Genomic DNA, 23551 nt, shown 5'->3' with positions numbered 1-23551 from the left:
ATGAGACTTTAGTTGACCGCCATCTCATATCATTGTCCTCAGAGCTCTATTAGAATTCCCATTTAATTTTAACCTTATCCCAGAACACAGGGTCTCTATCGAAGATTACCTCTGTCAATTTAGGTGTTGCATTAGGGTTCAAGCTACCTTCTTGCGACGGATAAGGCAAACGTAAAGCGTATTGTCTTGGTGGCTTAATAATTGGGTTATTAATTGTTGTAGGGAATCCAGTACGACGCATTGCGTTCCAAATTTCCATACCTTGTCCCCAAGAAGAATACCACATTTGCTTCATCACTACATTCAACTTCGCAGCGTTCGATGGAGCCGCATCATATAATTTCAATTGAGCTGCAACATAATCATTAATGTAAGCTGCAGTTGGAGCAACAGCATTTGCTGCATCAACTTTCAAACCTAAAGCCACAACACGAGAGATATGTTCTCTGATAGCAGCTTCAAATAAAGCCTTAGCATCACCAGAAGCTGTACCATCAAGAATAGCTTCAATTTGATAATACTTCAAATTATTACTTGTAAGCAATGGCCAAATACCATTACCTGAACCTCTACCACCTGTTAATGCTCTTGGCGTAACTGAACGACCACCATAAAGACCACCAGCAGGATAGCAACCAGGAGCAGTACGAAGAGCACCATCCTGAGGAACACCCGTATTATCTCCTCTATCACGACCAAAGAAACCAGCAATGTATTTCAAATCATCGTTGCTAGGTGCTGAACCAAATACATTCGCCCATTTAGCTAAGAATGATGGCTTACGAACTAAGTATGTACCACCGTAAGGAATTGTACCTCTATCAGTTGGGTTAGCTGGGTCAAGAATTGTACTTGTCTGACGGTAGAAATAGAAATCTAAACGTGGGTCTTTATTAAAAATCATTTCTTCCATTAATTGGTGTGCAGGATATGCAAAACCATTATCAGCTAAATAAGCAGATTGGAACCAAGGATGACGTCCTTCTGGAGAAGAAGCAGTACTAAAGTTGTAAGTAAAATCATCAGCAGCAGAAGTAATATAACCACCCGCAGCAATTGCGGCAGCTAAATCAGCATTTCCACTTGCACGGCCCTTTCTAGAGTTCAATAATAACTTGATTTTAACCGATTTAGCAAATCTAATCCATTTTGCAGCAGAACCACCATACATGAAATCTGCAGTTGCATTTAATGGGTCAGCAGTTGTTTTCGAAAGGTTTGCAACAGCTTCATCACAAAGTTTAATTAAAGCTTCATAGATATCAGAGTCTTTATCAAATTTCGGTGATGTAATTGCAGTTTCAGCATTACCTTTCCATGCTTCAGTATAAGGGCAATCGCCAAAAGTATCAACGAAGTTACCCATAGCAAACGCTTTCAATGCTTGTCCAACACCCAAATAGTGTGGGCTATTTGTACTTGCTTTGATAATTGCCTCAACGTTATTCATATTACGATAGAAGCCATTCCAAGTACCATTGTAAGACTGGTTATTCAAATCGAAGTTATCAGCACTACTCAACAAACCTGCAAACCCCATTGCGTTGTCGTTCACGGCAGTAATAGCGTTCACAACAGCAATTTCAGCAGTAGGCAACAAAAGTTTTGTAGAAGCTACAGTCGGTCGGTTAGGATCTTGATTAATATCCAAGTCCGTCAAATTACACCCACTTAACAGGCTTATTAGACCCGTAGTAAGTAATACTTTTGATATGTATTTTAATTTCATTTCTATTTACGATTTTTGGTTAGCTTATTAGCTGTTAGTTATTAGTAATTAGCTATTAGTCACTAAAATAATTTTCTTAAAGCCTCATTAGGGTGCTTTTATATCATTTTAACTAAAAGCTTTACATTTCTAAAAGCCCAAATAAATTAGAACGATACAGATAAGTTAGCACCAAAACGACGAGTTGATGGAGCTGCACCTAAGTCGAAACCTTGGATATTTGAGTCAGCAAAGTTCGATAGTACCTCTGGGTCGAAATTCAAACCAGTTAACATGTTTGGTGATTTGAACCAAAGGTTTCTACCAGAAACTGAAAGTCTCATACTACCAAAGAATGGCAATGTTTTCTTCAAGAAAGCTTTAGGAACTGTATAACCCAATGAAACCTCACGTACACGAATAGTAGTGATATCATAGATATTTGTTTCATCAGCACCATAAGCACCAAAACCATTTGAGAAGTGTGATTGGAACGCAGTCATTGGAATAGTGTTAGGAATAGTTTTTCCTGCATCATTCAACAATGGCTTGTATGTTTGAGGATCGCCTAAAACACCTGGAATTACACGCATTCCTTCACGGTCTTCAGAGAATTTCAACTGGCCTCTCAACAATAATGAAGCAGCTGTAGCAGAGAACATACTTCCACCATGACGGTAATCCATCAATACTGACAAGTTAAATCCTTTGAAACTCAATGTATTTGTCCAACCTAAAGTATATTTAGGAGCAGGATTTGCTAAGATTTGTGAAGTTGGCTCTTGTAATGGTAAACCAGTTGTTGGGTTGATTAATACATTACCTTGGTCATCACGAGCATTTCTTGAACCATAAATCATACCATAAGGGAAACCATTACGGTGCATTGTTCCTAATGATGATAAACCAGTACCACCTAAGAATAACTCACCACTTGGGCCAGCATCAACAACTTCTGAACGAAGACGTGTAAATGCCACAAATGAAGTCCAAGTGAAGCCATTGTTTAACTTAACTGGAACCAATGTTAAACCTAATTCAACACCGTAGTTTTTAATTTTACCAGCATTTGTTGCTTTGAAATCAAAACCAGATGATGTAGGGATACGAGCAGTTACAATCAAGTCTGTAGAAACACGATTGAAATAAGCTAAGTCAACGCCAATTCTGTTTTTGAAGAATTGTAATTCTGTACCAACTTCATATTCAGTTGTAAATTCAGGCTTCAAAGTAGCATTATTCAACGTAGTTGGAATAGAAGTTGCTGAAATTGGAGACGCATTGAAGTACTGAACCGCGAAATTATAAGTAGTAAATACTTGATAAGGGTCAGCGTCTTTACCTACTTTCGCAACGTTTGCACGAATCTTACCAAAATTCAAGATATTCGTTGGTAATTTGAAAGCTTCAGTAAAGATAAATGAACCACTTACTGAAGGATAAATATAACTATTGTTTGCTTTTGGTAAAGTTGAAGAGTGGTCATTACGAACTGTTGCTGTTAAGAAAGCATAGTTTTTGTATGAAACACCATATTCAGCAAAGATACCATATAAACGACGTAAGCTTCTTCTTTCTGATGCAAACTGAGTGTTTGTACCACCTAAAATCAATAAGTTAGGGTCAATGATAGTTTGGCCTAAAGCAAAAGCAATATTATTATAACGTTGGTTAGCATTGAAACCCGCTAATAAACGCATATTAATGTTTTCAGTAATATCTTTATTAGCAGATGCTAAGAAAGTGAAGTCTAATTCTGTATTTGTGATATCACGACGTGTAACCTGACCTAGTGGAACAGAGTTACCACCCGGACGATAAACCTCTCTACGTGTCTCACTATATGTATTGATACCACCTTTTGCAGTTAAAGCTAACCAAGGAGTTACATCATAATTCAAGGCCATGTTTCCGAATACACGGTTTACTTGGCTAGTATAAGTATTGTATTTCGCAGTCCAAAGTGGATTATCTAAGGCACGATAGAATACGTTTGCACCAGTAACTGGGTTTTCAAATGGAAGACCATTCAAATCATAGTTACGAGGTAAATAGAATAAACGAGAATAGATAGAACCTGAAGCAGCTAAACCACCGTAGTCAGCAAAATAACCAGCACCTGATTGTGGTGATTTTTGGTTGGTGCTTACGTAGTTTACGTTACCACTGATATTTAATTTATTTGCTAAAGTTGCATTACCACCAAAGTTCAAAGTCGTACGGTCTGAGTTTGAGTTAGGGATAATACCTTGGTTAGTCATGCGAGATGCACCAGCACTGATAGTAGTTTTATCACCAGTCGAGCTGATATTAAAGCTATTCTCAACAACATTACCACGACGGAAGAAACCACCAATGATATCATAAGGCTTCAGTTCATAAGGAACTGCGTTTCCATTAGCATCTAAAAACTGTGGGAATGCAGTTTTATAACGAGCTGCACCATAAGCAACACCTACGATTGGGTTTGGAACAAAACCAGCAGCATAATTACCATCAATAATTTTTGAATAACGCTCAAAACCTAAAGCTTGGTTGATACGGTCAACCTCAGCTGGGAATGCAGAACCCCAGTTACCAATGAAACCACCATTATAAGTTTGGTTAGAACCTTGGGTATATGAATTTTGGTAATCAGGAACAGTTGAAATTTTCTCAGTAGAGTATGATGAATTATATGTTACTTCTAAACCTTTTTTAGCATTTTTGCTACCAGCTTTAGTTGTGATTACCACTACACCATTGGCTGCACGTGATCCATAAAGAGCAGAAGCAGCAGCACCTTTCAAGATAGTCATTGACTCAACGTTATTAGGGTCAATGTCATAAGCACGGTTTGAAGTTACTGTATTTTGGTTAAAACCATCAGTCGCATTCACCGAGTTATCGAAAGGAATACCATCAACAACGAATAAAGGCTGGTTATTTCCAGTAAATGAGTTTGCACCACGAATTGTGATACGAGTAGCCTGACCAGGAGCACCACCACCAGAGATAATGTTTACACCCGGAACTTTACCATTTAATGCACGAAGGGCATCTGGTTCTGAACGTTGTTGAAGAGCTTCAGCGTTTACGTTTGAAACTGCATAAGCCAAGGCTTTCTTCTCACGTTGAATACCGATGGCAGTTACAACTACTTCTGAGAGTTGCTTAGTATCAGCTCCCAAAGAAACGTTTACTACTGATTGGTTACCTACTTTCACTTCTTGGGTGTTCATACCCACAAAACTAAATACCAAAGTACTTCCAGATGGAGCTTCAATAGAGTAATTACCCTCTATGTCTGTTTGAGACCCCTTTGAAGTACCTTTTACTTGTACCGATACACCCGGCAATCCTGAGCCATCATCTGATGACGTTACTTTACCAGTAATCTTTTTACCTTGAGCCAACACGGCCAAAGACATAAAGACTCCTAGCAAACTAAGAAGTAGATTCTTCTTCATGTACATTTTAGTTTAGGTTATAAATGATAATTAACTTCTACAAAAATACTTATTTCAAATGCAAGTTGAAATAGCACTTTTGCAATTTCTTGAATTAAACATATAACATTTTTTAGAAATCAAGAAATATTTTATGCATTTTTGGCAACTTTCTTGCTTTAATTAATTTAATTATTAAATAAATACAATACATACTTATTATTTGTTAAATATTACAAATAGCAAAATATATTTTGGTTTAGTACCACTAATACCTAATTTTTAAGTATTAAATAATAGTACAATTAAGTAGTTTTACCTATTAGCTATATGTAAACAAAAATTCTTGAAAAAATACAATTATATTTATTCTTTAAATAGTATGCATGACTACTATTTAATAATATTATTTCGACAAAATACTATTTTCCATCTATATCATTTTTAAAAACATAGACAAAATACATAGAAAATTTTGTCATAAAGTATAGTCTATCACTAAATATTTCAAGAATTTTAAACGAAAAAAAACAATTAGGCAAAATTTGTACTTTTCTAATATTTACCCAATCAATTCACACTAATTTAGGAGATAATACGGGCACTTATTAAAGTGAAAAAATAGTTGTATTAAAATGATTGATTGGTAATGCTTTTTGGAGAGAAAAGCTTTTTTAAAATCAAAAAATGCAGATATGATTATTTTAAAATATAGTACAATTTTAACCACTTAGTAAATTTTAAAAATATGCAATAAGCTTATCCCGAAAATTTATTAATAAATTAAATTTTGTACTATTTCAATTAGGCAGCACAAATAAACGGTAAAAAACAAAAAACGCCATATCTTATTTCATATGGCGTTTTTGAAGGATTATTTTTAAAACTTATTTCCTATTATTTCCGATTAAGGATTAGGAACGCAGTCTTTATTTACTGCTAATTCTGTTGTAGGAATTGGCCAAATATATTCTGATTGGCTAGGATTTACAGCATTAACCGGGCCTTTTGCAGGGAACGGTGCATTCAAACGACTGATATCAAATGCTCTTAATCCTTCTCCTAAAAATTCTATTCTTCGCTCAGTAAGAATTGCTGAGATTAATTCTTCTTTAGTAGTTGGAGCTAGTACCGAACCCTTCGAACGAGAACGTACAGCATTCAACATAGCTACTGCCGAAGCATCAACACCAACTGTCAGACGAGCTCTAGCTTCTGCATAACTCAAAAGTACTTCAGCATAACGCATTACTGGAACCCAATCAATGTAAGGTGAGCCTCCTGGGAATTTAGTTAAATAAATTCTTGTACCACTAACTGAAGTAAGTTTTTTACGGTCATCTGTATCTTCAAAGCTTTTTGAGCCATAGATACCCGTTGGATTCAAAGAAAACTCACCACCACCAACTGGACCAGCTAAATAGTAGAATGCCAATTGATTTTGTGTACCCGGCACGTCATTAGTAGCCATTGGCATCGAAAGGATTGACTCAAGAGTTCTGTAAGAAGTAAAAATTGATGCAAAATTTGCATTTAATTCATGTCTTACACCATTAGCTGCTTTATATGGTGCTGCCGCAGGAACAATCTTAGACGCTTCGTTAACCACATCATTATATTTACCCATTGCTAAGTAAACTTTTACTTTGAGAGCAATAGCTGAATTTTTGTGTGCACGTGTAACGTTCAAATCTTGTGTTGAGTAGTTTGCTGGTAAGTTTGCTTCAGCAAAGTTTAAATCATCTAAAATTTGTGAATAAACTTCTGCAACAGTCGAACGCTTCAAATTATTTGAATTACCTGCACCTGTTTCACCTTTCAAACGTAATGGTAAGCCCAATGAAGCACCATTATCCTTTGTAAATGGTTGAGCGTAAACATTTACCAATGAAAAATAGGTTAATGCACGTAAGAAACGAGCTTCACCTTTATAGTTAGCTATCTTTTCGGTAGTAATCTTAGCTGGAGCAGCATCAACTTTATCTAAAAATAGATTCATATTGTTGACAGCCGCATAAGCTGAGTTCCAAAGGTTGTTTACTTCATTTGAAGAAGCATTCACAGTGAAGTTCCAAGTCTGAAGACCAGTCACACCATTGTTAGTTTGGTTTAAGAATTCTTCTCCTCTGATGTCATTATAAATAAAATAACGTCCACCTAAAAAGTTACCATTCTTTACCCCACGATACAGACCATTTACTAATGACTCAATTCGGTCTGGCGTATCGTATGCACTTAAATCAGATACTGAAGTCTTAGGAACTGGGTCTAGTAAGTCTTCTTTACAGCTACTTATCGAAAATGCCAAGAGGGCAGTGATAAGTAATTTAGTATATATTGTATTTTTCATGATAATTCGTTGTCGAAAATTAGAATGTTAAACTTAAACCAAAAGAGAATGTTCTTGCTTGTGGAATTGAGTTACGGTCAATACCTGGGGCTAAGTTTGAGTTACCATTTGATGATGTCTCAGGGTCAGTACCAGTATATTTCGTAAGCATGAAAGCATTAGTTACTTGACCAAACACTCTTGCATTCGTCATCTTAATTTTGTTGATAACAGTTGTTGGAAGGTTATAACCTAAAGCAATGTTACGGCATTTAATGAAATCACCTTTCTCAACATTGTTTGAAATTGGGAATGAAGAACCATTAGAAATATTATCGCCATATACTACTCTTGGCCATGAACCACCAGTATTAGTTTCAGTCCAACGGTCTAAGATATCAGAAGCATTATTCCAGAAACGTTGGTCATGCAAACCAGCTTTAGTACCATTATATACATAGAAACCAGCTGCATAAATTAAGCTAACTGATAAATCGAATTTCTTGTAGCCAAAGTTATTATCCCAACCACCATATACTTTCGGAATTGTATTACCCATGATTTTTGAGTCAGCCGCAGCCGTAATCGCAGGTGCAGTTGTACCATCAAGGAATGTCCAACGGCTCTTTCCAGTAGCTACTGCGTGAGAGTATTGTACTTCTTGACCTTTACCGTTAACGAAGATACGTTGACCAGTAGCTGGGTTTACTCCTCTTGTTTCAACTACATACAAGCTACCTAAAGCATAACCAACACGTGTAATGTTCGCTGTCTCTAATTGAGTTACACCGAAGATATCAGCATTTCCTTCAGCAAGAGCCGTAACTTTATTCTTTTGAGTAGCCAAGTTGAATGAAGTATTCCATCTGAAATTTTTGTTATTGATTACAGAAGCACTCAAAGAAAATTCTAAACCTTCATTGTACATCGAACCTACGTTTTTAGCAACTGAGTTACCAGGTACACCCATTGATGGAGCCAATGGAGAGTTCAAAATCAAACCGTCAATATTGTTTTTATAATAAGTAATCTCACCCGTGATTCTATCTTTCAAGAAACCATAGTTCAAACCAATATCTAACTTCGTACTTGTTTCCCACTTCAAATCAGGATTACCCGCCTGTGAGTAGAATAATGCCGGAGCAGAACCACCATAGTTACTAAAGTCATATAGACTCAATGAAGCGAAATCACTGATACCTGCGTTACCAACTTTACCGTAGCTTGTTCTTAACTTCAATGTAGAAACTTTATCTCCTAAAGCATCTTTGAAGAATGTTTCCTCAGCTAAGTTCCAACCAGCCGATAAACCATAAAAGTTACCAAATTTCTTACCAGCTGCCAAAGCAGAAAGACCATCACGACGCAAGCTACCTGTGAAATAGTAGCGTTTTGAGAAGTCATAAGTCACACGACCAAAGTAAGACTGGAAACCATTTTCTGTAAGGAAGTTAAACGGAGGGTTGTTGTTTACAGTGTAATTTCCTTCGTAAGTATTAAAGAATGGGTCAGCAACTGTCTGACGAGAGCCACTCCACATATTACGCTTAGTATATTGTTGTTCTGTACCTAATGTTGCACTTACAGTATGTTTGTCGCTAAATCTTTGGTTATAATTCAAATAATTTTGCCAAGTCCAACGCATACTCTTGTATAAATAGTTACTTGCAATACCTTTTGCAGCAAAACCATCACCATGAATTGGGTTATTGAATGTACGTGAATCTACCGTTTGGTTATCAATACCATAGTCAGTACGGAACGATAAATTCTTAGTGAAATTATAAGTAGCATAAACATTAGATAGGAAACGGTCGTTTTGAGCAGAAGCCTTATCTAAGTCTAATAATACAACTGGGTTATAAAATCCACTACGGTCTTTGTTCAATAAGTTACCTGGTGTGTTTGCCAATGCTCCTGAAGAGTTGATGTTATACGAACCATCTGGTAAATACGCAGGTACGTTTGGTGCAGTAACCAATGGCACACGACCTAAACCACCAGTATTGAAGTTTGTACCTTGCAATGAACCACTGTTTGGAGAGAATGAGTTCGATGAACTGTAAGTAACGTTTGCTCCAAAAATTAACTTCTCAGTTACGTTATGGCTAATGTTCAAACGTGCATTTTTACGTTCAAAAGTATTTTTCTTTAAGAAACCTTCTTGGTTTGTATAACCACCTGAGAAATAATAAGAAGATTTTGGTGTAGCACCCGAAATATTAATATTATGGTTTTGTTGGAAACCTGTTTGGAAAACGTAGTCGTACCAGTTAGTATCGTATGGTTTACCGTTCGGGTCAAGATTCTCAAAATACAACGGACTGTATGGTTGGCCAGCCAAAGTAGCTCTGTTTTGTTCTGCTTCATTTTTCATCATGATATACTCAGAAGCATTCAACAAATTAAATAATCTGAATGGTTTTGTCCAACCATAGTTAGAATCATAAGTAATTGTTGATTTTCCAGCTTTTCCTTTCTTGGTAGTAATTACCAATACACCATTGGCAGCACGAGAACCATAGATTGCCGTAGCAGCTGCATCTTTCAAAATGTCGATAGTCTCAATATCATTAGGGTTGATATCTGACAACGGGTTTTGAGCAATACCGCCTGGGCCTACCGCACCAGCATCTTGTGAGAAAACAATCACACCATCAACAACGATTAATGGATATGAACTAGAAGTAATTGAGTTAAAACCACGTACACGAATTACTGGTGGGTTATTTAATAAACCGTTAGGAATATTGATATTTACCCCAGCAGCTTTACCTGATAGTAATTGGTCAAATGATTGTGCAGGAATCGACTTTATCGCATCTCCTTTGATAGTTGAAACTGCAGATGTAACATCTTTACGATTTTGAGTACCATAACCAACTACAACCAATTGCTCTAATTGCACACCGTCGTTAGCTAATGTAACATTGATTACCGATTTACTGCCAACTGGCACCTCAGTCGTTTGCATACCGATGAAACTAAAAATCAAAGTTTCGTTTGCAGTTACATCAATAGCAAAATTTCCGTCATTGTTAGTTTGTGTACCTCTTGTCGTACCTTTCACTTGTACCGATACTCCCGGCAATGCCGACCCATCATCCGACGATGATACTTTACCAGTTACTCTCTTACTTTGAGCCAATACAGCCAAAGATAAGAAGAGACCCAGCATACTAAGAAGTAGATTTTTCTTCTTCATTTAGTTTGTTGTTTAGATGAATAAATTAAATTATCAACACAAAAATAAGCACTATTTTAAAAAAAATTAGTAAAAATTTGTTTTTTCTAATTGAATTCTAATATTGAACCGCTTTGATATTATTAAAAAATTTATATAATCAAGTAGTTATTAAAAATTATAGAATAAAAATTGGCCAATTATAAAAAAACAAAAGAAAAATTATGCAGATTGAGGAAAAAGCCAAAAGGCTATTTTTGAAGAAATTAACTAAAAACATAAGTACAGACATTAATAACGAATCCTGTACTTAAAACGTTTCAAAAAATTAGATACTTTTGCATCTATTCAGTATGGCCCGATTTTAATCAAATACAGAAGGTACTATTCAGATGAGTCAACTTAACGAACAAAAAAATATTCTTTTCAAGAAAATCTTAGAAATCAATGACCGTAATGCCTGTTTGAAGTTTTTTTTCTTACTCAAAGAATTAATCGAAATTACGAATATCGACATCAATGACCCTCGAATTGCCTTTTCGGTAAGAAAAGATAAAGGCATTACTGCCAATATCAATTTTTATGCAGCACTTAAACTTTATCGCCAAAGTGGTGTATGGCTTGAATTATTATTCTTCAAAAATGACCTAAATCTTTTTCAGAAATACCAAGAAGTACAATCTCAATATCTTTCCGATAATTCAGATTTCATTTCTGTAAAGATTCCTTCTGAAAATCTTAGATTACTTGAAGACACAAAGATTATGAGTGCTTGGCAACACTGCTTAGAAGAACTCAAAGCAATGGCTACCTCAAGCAAAAAGAAAGAATTTCATAATCACTTTATGTATCAACTTGCAGAAGATGAAAGCCTTCGAAATGAATTCTTTTGGGAAATTTCAAATCAAAATCAAACTGATTCATACGAGGTCTCATTGCAGGATAATGAAGTGGCCGAAGAACCCGCCAATTATTCACAAAAACTAAATATTCCTTTAAATCTAATATTTGTCGGGCCTCCCGGAACCGGTAAAACACATGAGGTTCAACAATTAACTCAACAAGCAGAACATCATTTCATTACTTTCCACCAATCTTATTCTTACGAAGAGTTTATTGAAGGTATTAGACCTGTCAATAAAAACGGACAAATCAGCTATGAAGTAAACAAAGGAATTTTTTATAAAGCAGCTCTCTCGGCACTTCAGCAGGCAGGATATCAATCTTTCAACGAGTGTTTTCGAGATTCGCCCGAAAACCGTATAAAAAAGTTCAATAAAGCAGGCAGCTACCTCTTAGTCATTGATGAAATTAATCGTGCGAATATCTCAAAAGTATTTGGTGAACTAATTACATTAATAGAAGATAACAAAAGAATTGGAGCAAAAAACGAACTTTGGGTAACCCTCCCCTACTCTCAAGAGAAATTCGGCGTGCCAGCAAATCTTCATATAGTAGGTACTATGAACTCGACTGACCGTTCGATTGCTTTGCTCGACTTAGCCCTCAGACGCAGGTTTGAATTTAAAGAGATGCACCCTCAGCTTCATCTTTTACCAATAATTGAAGAAATAAACTTAGAGAAACTCATACAAAAAATTAATCAAAGAATCGAATTTTTGATTGATAAAGACCATTGCTTGGGACACGCATATCTCCTTGATTGTCAGACACTTGAAGATGTATGCAAAGTTTTTTTCAGTAAAATTCTTCCATTAATTCAAGAATACTTTAATAATGACTGGGAAAAGATTAGACTAGTGCTTGGCAGTGAATTAATACTGAGAGAAACACTGAAAACAAAACAAATATTTGGTTTAAGTTTAGACGATTTTGAAGACGAAAGTTTTAGATATAGTATTAATTCCGACCTTTTTTCAGGGCAATTAGATAAACATATATTTGTCAGAATTTATCAACCATAATTACAAACAATAATTTACCTACCTTTGCTCAATAATTTACCAGCAAAATAAAACAATAATTGTTTAAAATATCTGTTTTTGAAAATTAATGAAGAAACTGCAAATGGATGAGCTCAATCGCTTGTCAGTAGAAGATTTTAAAGAAACCCCTAAAAATAATATTTGCTTGATTCTTGACGATATCCGCAGCATGAATAATGTTGGTTCGGCTTTTCGTACAGGAGATGCTTTTTTGGTTGAAAAAATTTATTTGTGTGGCATTACTGGCACACCTCCTCATCGTGAAATCGAAAAAACAGCTTTAGGCTCAACTGAATCTGTTGATTGGGAATACTGCGATAATGTAGTGGAATTAGTAAAGAAGTTACAGTCAGAAGACTACATGGTAATGGCCGTGGAGCAAGTAGAAAATAGCACGATGCTCAACGAATTCAAACCCAATGCCGACCAGAAATATGCTTTTGTATTTGGGAATGAGGTTTTTGGAGTCAATCAAGAAGTAGTTGAACTAGCGAATAATTGCATTGAAATTCCTCAGTTTGGCACTAAACATTCGCTAAATATTTCGGTCACCGTAGGAATTATCTGTTGGGATTTTGTAAGTAAAGTACACACCAACAAAAATTGAAAGAAATATCACTTATTGCCATCAGTTTTAACTGACTGATACTTTTGCAAAAAAATCGACTTTAGTCAAATAAGATAATTAGACTAAAGTCGATTTTTTTGATTTTATTAAAGTGTATCTTCTAATACTAACGGAGTCACCTAAACGACACATAACAGATACGCACCGTAAATTAGTTTAAATATAGTCTCTTATGCTCCTTCAAACTGACGCAAGAATCTCACATCATTTTCAAAAAATAATCTTAGGTCTCTTACGCCATATCTAAGCATCGTAATACGTTCGATACCCATTCCAAAGGCAAAACCTGTATATTCTTCTGAGTCAATACCACTATTTTCTAAGACATTAGGGTCTACCATACCCGAGCCAGCAATTTCTACCCAACCTGTATGTTTGCAAATATTACAGCCCGAACCTTTACAAATGAAACAAGAAATATCAATTTCGGCACTAGGCTCAGTAAATGGAAAATAACTCGGACGCAAACGAATCTTTGTATCTTGTCCAAACATTTCTTTTGCAAAATGGTATAATGTATCTTTCAAATCTTTGAAACTTACATTTTTATCCACATAAAGCCCTTCAATTTGGTGAAATTGGCAGTGTGCACGTGCGGAAATAGCTTCATTTCTATACACTCTACCGAGCATTACAGAACGAATAGGCGGCTTTTTATGCTCCATTAAACGTACTTGCACATTTGAGGTATGTGTTCGAAGCAACACATCATCTTTTTGCACATCTTTCTTCTCAACAAAGAAAGTGTCTTGCATTTCACGTGCGGGATGATTTTCAGCAAAGTTTAGAGCGGTAAAATTATACCAATCCGTTTCTACCTCAGGTCCATCTTCATGATTAAATCCCATACGTGCAAAAATTTCTAAGATTCGCTGACGAGTAAGCGTTAGAGGGTGAACCGTACCAGCAAAATTTGGAGCCACAGGCAGGGTTAAATCCAAGCCTTTATTTGCATCAGCACTTCCTGCACTTTGCTCAAGAGCCTCGGTAAAATCTCTTAATTTCTGCTCAGCAAGATTTTTAAGTTTGTTGAGTTCTTGGCCTACAGCCTTTTTCTGCTCATTAGGTACAGTTTTAAACTCATCAAATAATTCATTTAATAAGCCTTTTCGACTGATAAATTTTAGTCGAAATTTTTCTAAGTCTTCTTTGCTATTGACCACAACAGCATCAACTTCACGTAGTAAGTCTTGAATCTTATCTAACACCCTTATACCGTTTAATAAATTTATGCACAAAGATACGAATAATGTCAGATTCTAGTATATTTTTACAATGTAAATACTTTAATATATCTGCGTAGAATTACGTAATTCATTAGGTATTTCTACGTATTTTAATCAATATTTTTTCATTAAATCACTGAAAATCAAAAAGTTACAAATCGATTTGTTTTTTTAGTATATTTACTTTTAATTGTTTAAGAGTTAAGTTTGTTGTAACAAATTCTCTAAAACAATGGAAAATCTAAACCATACACAAAGCTACTCAATTGCAAAAAGTAATAACGAAGGAAAGCAAAAACAGATAAGGTTGCACTGCTTTAACAAATTTGTTGATGTACCAGTTGAAAAAATTATAAGATTAGAAGGTAACTGTAATTATACAGTTGTACATACAAAAAATAAAAAATATATTTCGGCCAAAACTTTAAAACACTATGAGTGTATTTTAGATGAAAACTACTTCATAAGAATTCATAAATCTCATCTAGTGAATATTTTACATACCAAAGGCCTAAATATTCAAGCAAGTAATAGTGCTACCGCAATTTTTGAATGTGGCACGAATTTAGATGTATCAAGAAGAAAGGTAAAAACAGTAATTGAGCGGTTCGCTCATTTCAAAAAAGCATAATTTTATGTCAATAATTTGACATTCAAAATAAAGAGCAACGGTATTATACTCTTTTCATAATACTTTTTAGTGGTTAGGTGATCAAATAAAGCAACAACCCAATGGGTAGTTGCTTTTTACTTTTATAAATATTACTCAATGATTTTGTATATATTTTTTGCCTTTTTTCGAGAAATTGCATTAAAATGCCACCATTCGCTTTCTATTGGCATATATCCAGCACTTTGCATGGCTTCCCTTAATACGATTCGATTAGCTAATTGCTGTTGCGTAAGTTTCCCTTCTCTCAGTAATTTTACTTCAAAACGAGGATAAGCTAAATCGCCAAAAAAATCATATTTTGTCCCCATATCAAGTGCTTGTTGCGTAGATAAGTCATAAATGGTGAGGTCAACGGCTGAGCCGAAATTGTGAATCGAAGTAATAGTTGGACTTGCCACAAAATCTTCTCGCTTGGCAGGTGGAATACTATCTAACATATTCCAAAGTGTATGTTGAACCGATAATGGGCGGGCGGCATCATATATCAATAATCTATAATTTGGGTGCTTATACTGTAAGTTTCTACTTGCTTTTACGAGCATTTCTGCTGGTTTTTGTTGTAAATAAGCATTCGTTAAACTGCCATAAACATCCGTTTGTACAAAATTATCGGTTGTTGAATATTTCAACTCAACCATGATAGTAGAATCAAGTTTTTGAACATTTACTAAACCTTGTTTAATCATTTGTTGCTCAATTGGAGATAATTCAACAGGTTTTGCCTTTACTACACTATCTACTTTTACAGATAAAGTATCTATTTTTTTAGTATTTTCTTCTTTTTTTTTCTGGCATCCTTCTATTAAAAGAATAACTATTACTAAAATACTCGTCAAGTAAACGATTTTCCGCTGCATGATTTTTTATTGATTTTTCGGCATCATTAAACCAAATTTGTGATAAAATCGAGGTTTATCATTAAATTAGCCACAAATCTAAACTTAAACCTTCAATTTTATGGCATTAAACTATATTTGGGTAGCTTTTTTTCTGGTGGCTTTCGTAGTTGCACTTCTAAAACTCATTTTTACGGGCGATACTGAAATTTTCAAAATAATTATTGAAGGAATGTTCGATTCATCAAAAATTGCGGTGATGGATATTGCACTTCCGCTCGCTGGAGTAATGACTTTCTTTCTGGGAATTTTGAAAGTTGGTGAAGAAGCAGGCGTAATTCGTAGAATGGCCAAAATAATAGCCCCATTTTTTAGTAAACTTTTCCCAGAAGTACCCAAAGATCACCCTGCCAATGGTCAGATGATTATGAATTTCTCGGCCAACATGCTTGGTCTTGATAATGCAGCTACCCCATTTGGCTTGAGTGCGATGCAAAGTTTACAGGAACTCAATCCAAGTAAAGATACTGCTTCTAATGCTCAAATTATGTTTATGGTACTACACAGTGCTGGCCCAGTTCTTATCCCACTCAGTATCATGGCACAAAGAGCCATTTACAATGCGGCCAATCCTGCTGATATATTTATTCCTGCGTTAATTTCTGTATATGTGGCTACCCTAACGGGGATGCTTTTTGTGGGTATTAAGCAAAAAATCAATTTTTTCGATAAAACCATTCTTTCATGGCTTCTAGGGCTTACAGGTTTTATTGGTTTTGTTTTATGGTACTTCTCACGACTTCCGAAAGAAGAAATCGAAACTACCTCAATCGTCGTGAGTAATATGATTCTATTTATTTTTATTGTAGGATTCATAGGAGGTGCTGTTTATAAAAAAGTAGATATCTTTCCTACGTTCATCGAAGGAGCCAAACAAGGTTTTGAAACATCTATCAAAGTAATACCTTATTTGGTGGGTATGTTGGTGGCCATTAGTGCATTCAGAAACTCCGGAGCTTTAACCTATATTGTGGATGCTTTCAAGTGGATTTTTAGTCTAACTGGCATAAATACCGATTTTACCGATGCATTACCTACGGCCCTGATGCACCCATTAAGTGGTAGTGGCTCAAGAGCAATGATGATTGACTCTATGAAAACTTTTGGAGCTGACTCATTTGTTGGTCGTCTTTCTTGTGTTTTCCAAGCTTGTTCCGATACAATATTATATGTATTAGCACTCTATTTTGGCTCGGTTAATATAAAAAATACACGTTATACACTTATTGCAGGACTTTTAGCCGATTTAGCTGGTGTAATTACAGCCATTATCGTTTCCTATATATTTTTCCACTGATAATACTTCTACAGTGCTATAATTGAATTATAGCACTGTTCACTTGACATCAGTTACTATAATCCTCATGAAATTATCAATCATATACATTTTACTATTCTGTAGTATATCTTTCATTTCATTTGCAAAAAGCGAATCAGATGCTATTGTATATGATGGTACTTGGCAAGAACTCAATTTACCTGAAGGTATTTTTGTACTTCCAGAACTAAATGAACCCTATAACATTGAAAAATTAGCGGCATTTCCGCAAGTATATAAATTTGAAAAAGTACGAGGTAGTGTACCTACCTATTGGGCCAATGGAAAACCCTACTGGTTTAGAATTGAACTCAAGAATACAACCAATATGGTTCAAGACTTACTCATTCACTTGCATTTATCTCTCTACGATGAAATTGAGTTTTATGTAGTAGAAAATAAGATTGTGAAAGACCATCAGTCATCAAACTGGAAAGTACCGCAACAAAATCGTCGAATCAAGCACCGTGATTTTATTTTCCCAACTACCATACAACCCAAGCAAGAAGTAAGCTACTATCTGAAAATTAGAAAAAGTTTTGGTTCAATTTCGTTTCCTTTAACTATATGGGAAAAGAACTATTTTGAATATTACTTCCCAACAAATGACCACTTTAGTTGGGGGTTCGTATCAGGCATTTTACTTTTTGTTTTTTTTATATCCATCTTAATATCCATAGTTTTTGAAGCTAGGCTATACTTATACTATGGTCTTTACGTATTAACAGCCTTGTGTTTTATTTATACTATGCAAGGGTATTTTATTAGGGTTTATGGAGATGGTAGTTTTGGCATTGAAGGAGATAAAATACGTTATATCGCTACTATGCTGCTTATCATTACCAATATTATTTTCATTAAATCGTATCTAAGATGGGATTTACTTAAAAATCCACTTTTTCTGTGGTATAGTAATTTCTTCATCATTCTCTTTAGTATTCTTATCATTGTAAGCTTTTTTGATAATTTATTATTAGAAAATTACCTTTTTAATAACTTTACTATTCCTATCACTTTTCTAGTAAGTTTGTGTTTCCTGATATCACCGATTTTTGTTTTTGGTACTACACTTTATTGCATCTATATCGAACATTTTAAAAAAGATGCTACTTACTTTTTGTTAGCTAATTTACCCGTTTTTTTTGTAGCTTTTTATTCTGGTTTAAGTACCTACGAATTTTTACCCGGAAGCTATTTAGCTGGAATTGATTATTTTGTGATAGCCTTCATTGTCGAAATTATTGCATTGAGTGGTATGCTTGCCTACCGAGTACGACTTATGCAAAATAACAATGAACGCTTATTAATAGAAAAAAACCTTATACAACAACAACGTACTCAGGCAGTTCTTGAAGCGGAAGAACGCGAACGAATACGAATAGCACGAGATTTACACGATGGTATTGGCCAGACATTGGCTGCTGCTCGAATGACACTCGGTAATTTCATTTCCCAACAAAGAGCTTATATTCATGAAATGCAAAGCCCGTTAAATTTGCTTGAAGATAGCATTAAGGAAATTAGAGAAATATCTCATAATATGATGCCAAGTTCACTTACTAAATTTGGTTTGACTTCAGCTTTAAAACAGCTCACTAACAAGGTAAATGCTACGGGTAAAATTCAAATTCAGCTTCAGATTGTGGGCCTAAAAGAGCGTTTTGATGACAAAATTGAATTGATGCTTTACAGAATTGTACAAGAGGTTATCAGTAATATCATTAAACACGCTGGAGCAAAAAAGGTAAATATAGAATTAGTTAAGCATGATACTGAACTAATCTTGATTATTGAAGATGATGGCCGAGGATTTGATACTGAAAACACAGAAAACCATGGCATTGGTTTAAAAAACATAGCTACTCGCGTAGAATATCTCAATGGAAATGTTAATTTTGACTCTTCAATTGGAAGAGGCACAAGTGTAGTGATTGAAATTCCGTTGAATTAACGCTAATGTCAGGCAATAAATTACAAATTTTAATAGTTGATGACCATCAAATATTACTTGATGGTATTGAATCTATGCTTCATAGTGTGGGCGATTACCAAGTAATTTGTAAATGCTCAGATGGTAATACCGCTTTAGATTTTCTCAATAAAAATCATGTTGATATTCTACTAACAGATTTATATATGCCTAAAATGACAGGCATGGAATTGACACAACAGGTAAAAAAACGTTTCCCTCACATAAAAGTACTAGCATTATCTGTTTCCTATGATGTATCAATCGTTCATGATTTGATTGATTTGGGCATTTCTGGCTTTATTATTAAAACAATTGGTCGTGATGAGCTCATTGAAGCCATAGATACAATAGCCCAGGGAAATGTCTATTTTAGTAGAGAAGTTTCTAATGAAATTCTTAGAAGTTTATCAAATAAGCCTGATGAAGAAACTTATCACTTAACTGAACGCGAAATTGAAATTGTTAAACTTATTTCTCAAGAACTTTCAAATAATGAAATCGGGAAAAAGCTTTGTATTTCAGAGCGAACGGTTGAAACTCACCGAAAAAACATCTACCGTAAAACCAATACTAAAACTATTGTTGGCCTCATCAAATACGCGGTTGAACATAAATTAATCTAAATTTCTGACTATCTTCGAAGTATAATATCCGTACTAGCACGGATATTTTTCACAAAAAAATACCCAAATTGGGGTATTGCATAACTATTCATATATACCGTACTTTGTATCAAATAAACATAAGAATGTTTATAGCCATGTAAGCAGTTACTCCAAAATTTTAAAGCAGCTAGAAAAAGCTCAGTGGTGTGTCTTTCGCTTATAAAAAAAATTCAAAGTTCTTTCAACCTTTCGATGCTAAATAGAATCCTAGAGAAAAAGCAATGGAAGCATGAAAAAATTTTTTTACGAACACTTTGAAGAACTCTTATATGGACTCATTTTTATGATAATTATCGCAATCAACGCATATAGAGCATAAATTAAAACCACCAATTTCTCCAATTGACAAATTGGTGGTTTTAATAATCAACAGCAGTTTGACGAGAGTAAAAGCAAGAGCCATTTGATTCTTGCTTTTCTATTTTATTAAGTATCCTTATTTTTTATGCTGTTTTGCCACCCAAGTATGGGCTATCTAATAGCTTTTGTAAACCTTCGAATTTTACAGGCGTTTTTTGATAATGATAAGTCATGCGTAGAGACTGTGTACGATTATTATCACCCATCGCAACGTCAACGTCATCCATCATAAATTGGCTTGGGTGTTCGTATCCGCAAGCATGACAAATATCTAATATCTCCTTCGTAAGTGTTTTAATGTAATTATAAAAACGCTCACTTTTAAGCGTAGGGTCAATTCCTCCTTGCAACCATTTATTTTGGGTTGCCACTCCACTTGGGCATCTATTTGTATGACAAATTTGAGCCTGAATACAACCAATCGAAATCATTGATTCACGACCAACATTTATCACATCAGCACCCATTGAAAAAGCCATAACGGCGGTATCTGGCAAACCTAATTTTCCGGAGCCAATAAATGTAATTTTATCAGTCAGCTCACGTTTTTGAAATATTCTGTAAACCGATGAAAACGCATACACAAAAGGAAGTGAAACGTGGTCAGCAAAACTTGGTGGAGCAGCTCCAGTACCTCCTTCTCCACCATCTATTGTAATAAAATCGGGTCCTTTTCCAGTTTTTTTCATTAAATCGGCCAATTCTTCCCACATTTCGAGTTTACCAACTGCCGATTTAATCCCCACTGGCAGGCCTGTTGCATTAGCCATGAGTTCGATGAACTCTATCATTTCTTTGATATCTGAAAAAGCACTATGAAAAGCAGGAGAAATGACATCTTTACCCATAGGAACATGACGAATCTCGGCCAATTCTTTAGTAAGTTTAGAAGCAGGTAAAACACCTCCTTTCCCGGGCTTTGCTCCTTGTGAAAGCTTCAACTCAATCATTTTTATACAAGGATTTTCACTACAAAGCTTTACCAATTTCTCTAAAACAAAATTTCCTTCATCATCTCTAATTCCAAAGTATGCCGTACCGATATTGAGTACAACATCGGAGCCGTTCTTATGATATGGCGAAAGCCCACCTTCTCCAGTATTATGATAACAACCAAATTTTGCGGCCCCTTTATTCATGGATTCAATTGCAGTAGCTGATAATGAACCGTAGCTCATTCCCGAAATATTTACAACTGATTTAGGAAGGTAAGGCTTCAGACGGCTATGGTATTCACCTATAATCTTGGCGGAGGGACAGATGTAAGGATTCTCTAAATTCGGATGACCTTTGGGTAATTTAAAAGGTAACATGGCAGGTTTAATAAAATTATAGCCCGCACTGTACATATCTTGGTCGGTACCAAATCCTTGAAAATTATTTTCTTTTTTTGATGACGCATAAATCCACGAACGTTGTCGGCGATTAAACGGCAATTCTTCTCTATTATTTGCCACAATATACTGGCGTAATTCGGGCCCAACACTCTCTATAAAATACCTTAAATGCCCAATCAGAGGAAAATTATGCTGAATTGTATGCTTTTTTTGCAAAATATCTCTCAATAATAGGACAATTAAAAAAATGATAACATAAGCCCACCAAGCGAGGTTATCCAAAAATTGTATGATAGAATTCATTTGTGGTTAAATAGTATTGATGATTCAGCAAGATACAAGGATATTTCAATCCAAACAAAATGCGTTCAAGCACAAATATACATTTTAACCTAAAACTAATGTTGTGAGTAGTTTTAATCGTATTTTGTAAATAGGAGAAGGTATTTCTGCGTAAATAGACTTGTAGAAAAAATGGTTCTATTTACGTAAGATTAGCTGTGATACAAAAGAAAAATGGAGCTGATACCAACTCCACTTTTACTGACAATTGCTATTGAGTGAATAATGTTTTTATATTTTATTTCGCAGATAACCCATTTTAAAAAGTATTGAAATTACATTCTCTCCTCCTATTTAAGGTTATTTATCTAAAATATCTGTCTTTCCTAATTTCTTGCTATACAGAATTTTTCGGTTACGTATACAATCACTTCCAACACCCCCTATTAACAAAAAAAAATACTTGCTTTATTAAGTAAGCATGCATTTTGGAAATGGAGGGGTTGGAGTGACCATTACGATGTCCCATCAATTTGTATGAAATAATCGTACCAAATTTGTTTTTTTAACAGTAGCTATACTAGCAAATATTAGAAAAAAGAAGCAAAAAAACACCTAAAATGAGATGTTTTAGACATTTTTGGTTGACTCAAATTAAGTTTATTATTGTTTACATCCATTAGATAACTTTTTGCCTAAAATTTTATTTTTTTATAGAACAATCTGCCCAAAACTCTTTAACTTTATCATACAAAAAAAATATATTATCCAACGGATACAGATTTTAAAACTACCAAATAGTGGCATAAATTTTGTTAATGTTGGCAAGACCTCTGAGTAACCTACACTTTTACCTTATGCTGATAAAAATGGAAAATAGAAAAGTAAAAACTGCTGCTGACAAAACAACCCTTAATTCAATGAGCGAAGTATTAAGTGAGATTAATACTTTAGTTGCTCAACAAGAAAAGGAAGATTATTCAAGAATTTTCGTAAAAAAAAGTAATCTTTCCTTAACTTATCACTCGAATGTCTGCTTAGCTTTGATTAACGTTTCAACCACAATCCAAAATGAAAGTAATTATTGGATTGTCGATTTTAACATTTAAGGTAATCGAAGTTCCATTTCGTCGGAAGTGAGACGAAAACCAAATTTTTCATAGACAGGTCGTCCTTCATTTGTAGCATGCAAGGATATACGTTTGTATCCTCTACTGATTGCCTCTTGCAAAATATGATTAAAAACTGTTTTACCAACACCCTTTCCTCGCCACTCACGCAAGGTATAGATATTTAAAATATACGCAATTTTTCCATCAATAAGCGTAAAACCAGGCGTAATCTGAAAAAAACATAGACCGCTTGTGGCGATGATTTTATTTTCAAGTTCGGCTACCCACGCTACAAAAGTATCAGTACGTAAAGCCTCTGATAAGTAATCATGTAGAGATTTTTGTAGGTTTTCTTCGCTGTACTGATGCGTTTCAATAGGTTGAACTTCTTTTAAAAATTCAATTCTCAAGCGTACTAAATCATCGAGGTCATTTAGGTCAGCTTTTCGGTAGGTAATGTCCATTTTTTATTGATAAATTTTCATGT

General features: G+C 34.9%; 15 protein-coding genes. 7 read left to right on the top strand and 8 right to left on the bottom strand.

Going from position 1 to position 23551, the window contains the following annotated elements:
* Positions 1-49: 49 nt before the first annotated feature.
* From EMTOL_RS13655 to EMTOL_RS13640, 4 genes are all read right to left on the bottom strand, one after another.
* On the bottom strand, positions 50-1729 hold the full coding sequence (locus tag EMTOL_RS13655; protein WP_015029889.1) for a SusD/RagB family nutrient-binding outer membrane lipoprotein: 1680 nt from the start codon (positions 1727-1729) through the stop codon (positions 50-52).
* 146 nt (positions 1730-1875) lie between these two features.
* Positions 1876-5157 carry a SusC/RagA family TonB-linked outer membrane protein gene (locus tag EMTOL_RS13650; RefSeq protein WP_041694135.1) on the bottom strand — a complete coding sequence of 1094 codons (3282 nt, stop codon included), beginning with the start codon at positions 5155-5157 and terminating at the stop codon, positions 1876-1878.
* Positions 5158-6043: 886 nt separating this feature from the next.
* Complete coding sequence (locus tag EMTOL_RS13645) at positions 6044-7486, bottom strand: RagB/SusD family nutrient uptake outer membrane protein (RefSeq protein WP_015029887.1); 1443 nt, start codon at positions 7484-7486, stop codon at positions 6044-6046.
* A gap of 19 nt (positions 7487-7505) precedes the next feature.
* Entirely contained in the window at positions 7506-10670 is a 3165-nt protein-coding gene (locus EMTOL_RS13640; RefSeq protein ID WP_015029886.1) for a SusC/RagA family TonB-linked outer membrane protein, read from the bottom strand.
* 371 nt (positions 10671-11041) lie between these two features.
* Between EMTOL_RS13640 and EMTOL_RS13635 the strand changes: the two genes are divergently transcribed.
* Complete coding sequence (locus tag EMTOL_RS13635; protein ID WP_015029885.1) at positions 11042-12574, top strand: McrB family protein; 1533 nt, start codon at positions 11042-11044, stop codon at positions 12572-12574.
* A gap of 88 nt (positions 12575-12662) precedes the next feature.
* Entirely contained in the window at positions 12663-13202 is a 540-nt protein-coding gene (locus tag EMTOL_RS13630; RefSeq protein ID WP_041693579.1) for an RNA methyltransferase, read from the top strand.
* Between the two features lie 191 nt (positions 13203-13393).
* On the opposite strand, the gene pheS is transcribed toward EMTOL_RS13630, so the two are convergent.
* Entirely contained in the window at positions 13394-14431 is a 1038-nt protein-coding gene (gene pheS, locus EMTOL_RS13625) for a phenylalanine--tRNA ligase subunit alpha (protein ID WP_015029883.1), read from the bottom strand.
* Between the two features lie 250 nt (positions 14432-14681).
* On the opposite strand from pheS, the gene EMTOL_RS13620 reads away from it, so the two are divergent.
* Positions 14682-15080, top strand: a complete 399-nt coding sequence (locus EMTOL_RS13620) for a LytR/AlgR family response regulator transcription factor (protein WP_015029882.1) — start codon at positions 14682-14684, stop codon at positions 15078-15080.
* A 131-nt stretch (positions 15081-15211) separates the two neighbouring features.
* On the opposite strand, the gene EMTOL_RS13615 is transcribed toward EMTOL_RS13620, so the two are convergent.
* Positions 15212-15979 carry a M15 family metallopeptidase gene (locus EMTOL_RS13615; protein WP_015029881.1) on the bottom strand — a complete coding sequence of 256 codons (768 nt, stop codon included), beginning with the start codon at positions 15977-15979 and terminating at the stop codon, positions 15212-15214.
* A gap of 100 nt (positions 15980-16079) precedes the next feature.
* On the opposite strand from EMTOL_RS13615, the gene EMTOL_RS13610 reads away from it, so the two are divergent.
* The 3 genes from EMTOL_RS13610 (at position 16080) to EMTOL_RS13600 (ending at position 19931) form a co-directional block, all read left to right on the top strand.
* On the top strand, positions 16080-17315 hold the full coding sequence (locus EMTOL_RS13610) for a spore maturation protein (RefSeq protein WP_015029880.1): 1236 nt from the start codon (positions 16080-16082) through the stop codon (positions 17313-17315).
* A gap of 67 nt (positions 17316-17382) precedes the next feature.
* Positions 17383-19287 (top strand): sensor histidine kinase, encoded by a 1905-nt coding sequence (locus EMTOL_RS13605; RefSeq protein WP_015029879.1) that lies wholly within the window; start codon positions 17383-17385, stop codon positions 19285-19287.
* Between the two features lie 5 nt (positions 19288-19292).
* On the top strand, positions 19293-19931 hold the full coding sequence (locus EMTOL_RS13600) for a response regulator (RefSeq protein ID WP_015029878.1): 639 nt from the start codon (positions 19293-19295) through the stop codon (positions 19929-19931).
* A 485-nt stretch (positions 19932-20416) separates the two neighbouring features.
* Here EMTOL_RS13600 and EMTOL_RS13595 read toward each other — a convergent pair whose 3' ends face one another.
* Complete coding sequence (locus EMTOL_RS13595; RefSeq protein WP_015029877.1) at positions 20417-21973, bottom strand: FMN-binding glutamate synthase family protein; 1557 nt, start codon at positions 21971-21973, stop codon at positions 20417-20419.
* Positions 21974-22821: 848 nt separating this feature from the next.
* On the opposite strand from EMTOL_RS13595, the gene EMTOL_RS13590 reads away from it, so the two are divergent.
* On the top strand, positions 22822-23061 hold the full coding sequence (locus tag EMTOL_RS13590) for a hypothetical protein (protein ID WP_041693576.1): 240 nt from the start codon (positions 22822-22824) through the stop codon (positions 23059-23061).
* Here the strand turns inward: EMTOL_RS13590 and EMTOL_RS13585 are convergent.
* Positions 23058-23528 carry a GNAT family N-acetyltransferase gene (locus EMTOL_RS13585; protein ID WP_015029875.1) on the bottom strand — a complete coding sequence of 157 codons (471 nt, stop codon included), beginning with the start codon at positions 23526-23528 and terminating at the stop codon, positions 23058-23060. The two genes, EMTOL_RS13590 and EMTOL_RS13585, sit on opposite strands and share 4 nt — an antisense overlap.
* Between the last annotated feature and the right edge of the window lie 23 nt (positions 23529-23551).

This window comes from Emticicia oligotrophica DSM 17448, from assembly GCF_000263195.1.
Classification (GTDB): Bacteria; Bacteroidota; Bacteroidia; order Cytophagales; family Spirosomataceae; genus Emticicia; species Emticicia oligotrophica.
The sequence above is the reverse complement of the archived record's forward strand: the minus strand, read 5'-3'. Positions and strand labels throughout refer to the sequence as shown.

Coding starts and splice junctions, on each gene's coding strand:
- EMTOL_RS13655 (WP_015029889.1), bottom strand. CDS start 1,729: ATGAAATTAAAATACATATCAAAAGTATTACTTACTACGGGTCTAATA.
- EMTOL_RS13650 (WP_041694135.1), bottom strand. CDS start 5,157: ATGAAGAAGAATCTACTTCTTAGTTTGCTAGGAGTCTTTATGTCTTTG.
- EMTOL_RS13645 (WP_015029887.1), bottom strand. CDS start 7,486: ATGAAAAATACAATATATACTAAATTACTTATCACTGCCCTCTTGGCA.
- EMTOL_RS13640 (WP_015029886.1), bottom strand. CDS start 10,670: ATGAAGAAGAAAAATCTACTTCTTAGTATGCTGGGTCTCTTCTTATCT.
- EMTOL_RS13635 (WP_015029885.1), top strand. CDS start 11,042: ATGAGTCAACTTAACGAACAAAAAAATATTCTTTTCAAGAAAATCTTA.
- EMTOL_RS13630 (WP_041693579.1), top strand. CDS start 12,663: ATGAAGAAACTGCAAATGGATGAGCTCAATCGCTTGTCAGTAGAAGAT.
- EMTOL_RS13620 (WP_015029882.1), top strand. CDS start 14,682: ATGGAAAATCTAAACCATACACAAAGCTACTCAATTGCAAAAAGTAAT.
- EMTOL_RS13615 (WP_015029881.1), bottom strand. CDS start 15,979: ATGCAGCGGAAAATCGTTTACTTGACGAGTATTTTAGTAATAGTTATT.
- EMTOL_RS13610 (WP_015029880.1), top strand. CDS start 16,080: ATGGCATTAAACTATATTTGGGTAGCTTTTTTTCTGGTGGCTTTCGTA.
- EMTOL_RS13605 (WP_015029879.1), top strand. CDS start 17,383: ATGAAATTATCAATCATATACATTTTACTATTCTGTAGTATATCTTTC.
- EMTOL_RS13600 (WP_015029878.1), top strand. CDS start 19,293: ATGTCAGGCAATAAATTACAAATTTTAATAGTTGATGACCATCAAATA.
- EMTOL_RS13595 (WP_015029877.1), bottom strand. CDS start 21,973: ATGAATTCTATCATACAATTTTTGGATAACCTCGCTTGGTGGGCTTAT.
- EMTOL_RS13590 (WP_041693576.1), top strand. CDS start 22,822: ATGGAAAATAGAAAAGTAAAAACTGCTGCTGACAAAACAACCCTTAAT.
- EMTOL_RS13585 (WP_015029875.1), bottom strand. CDS start 23,528: ATGGACATTACCTACCGAAAAGCTGACCTAAATGACCTCGATGATTTA.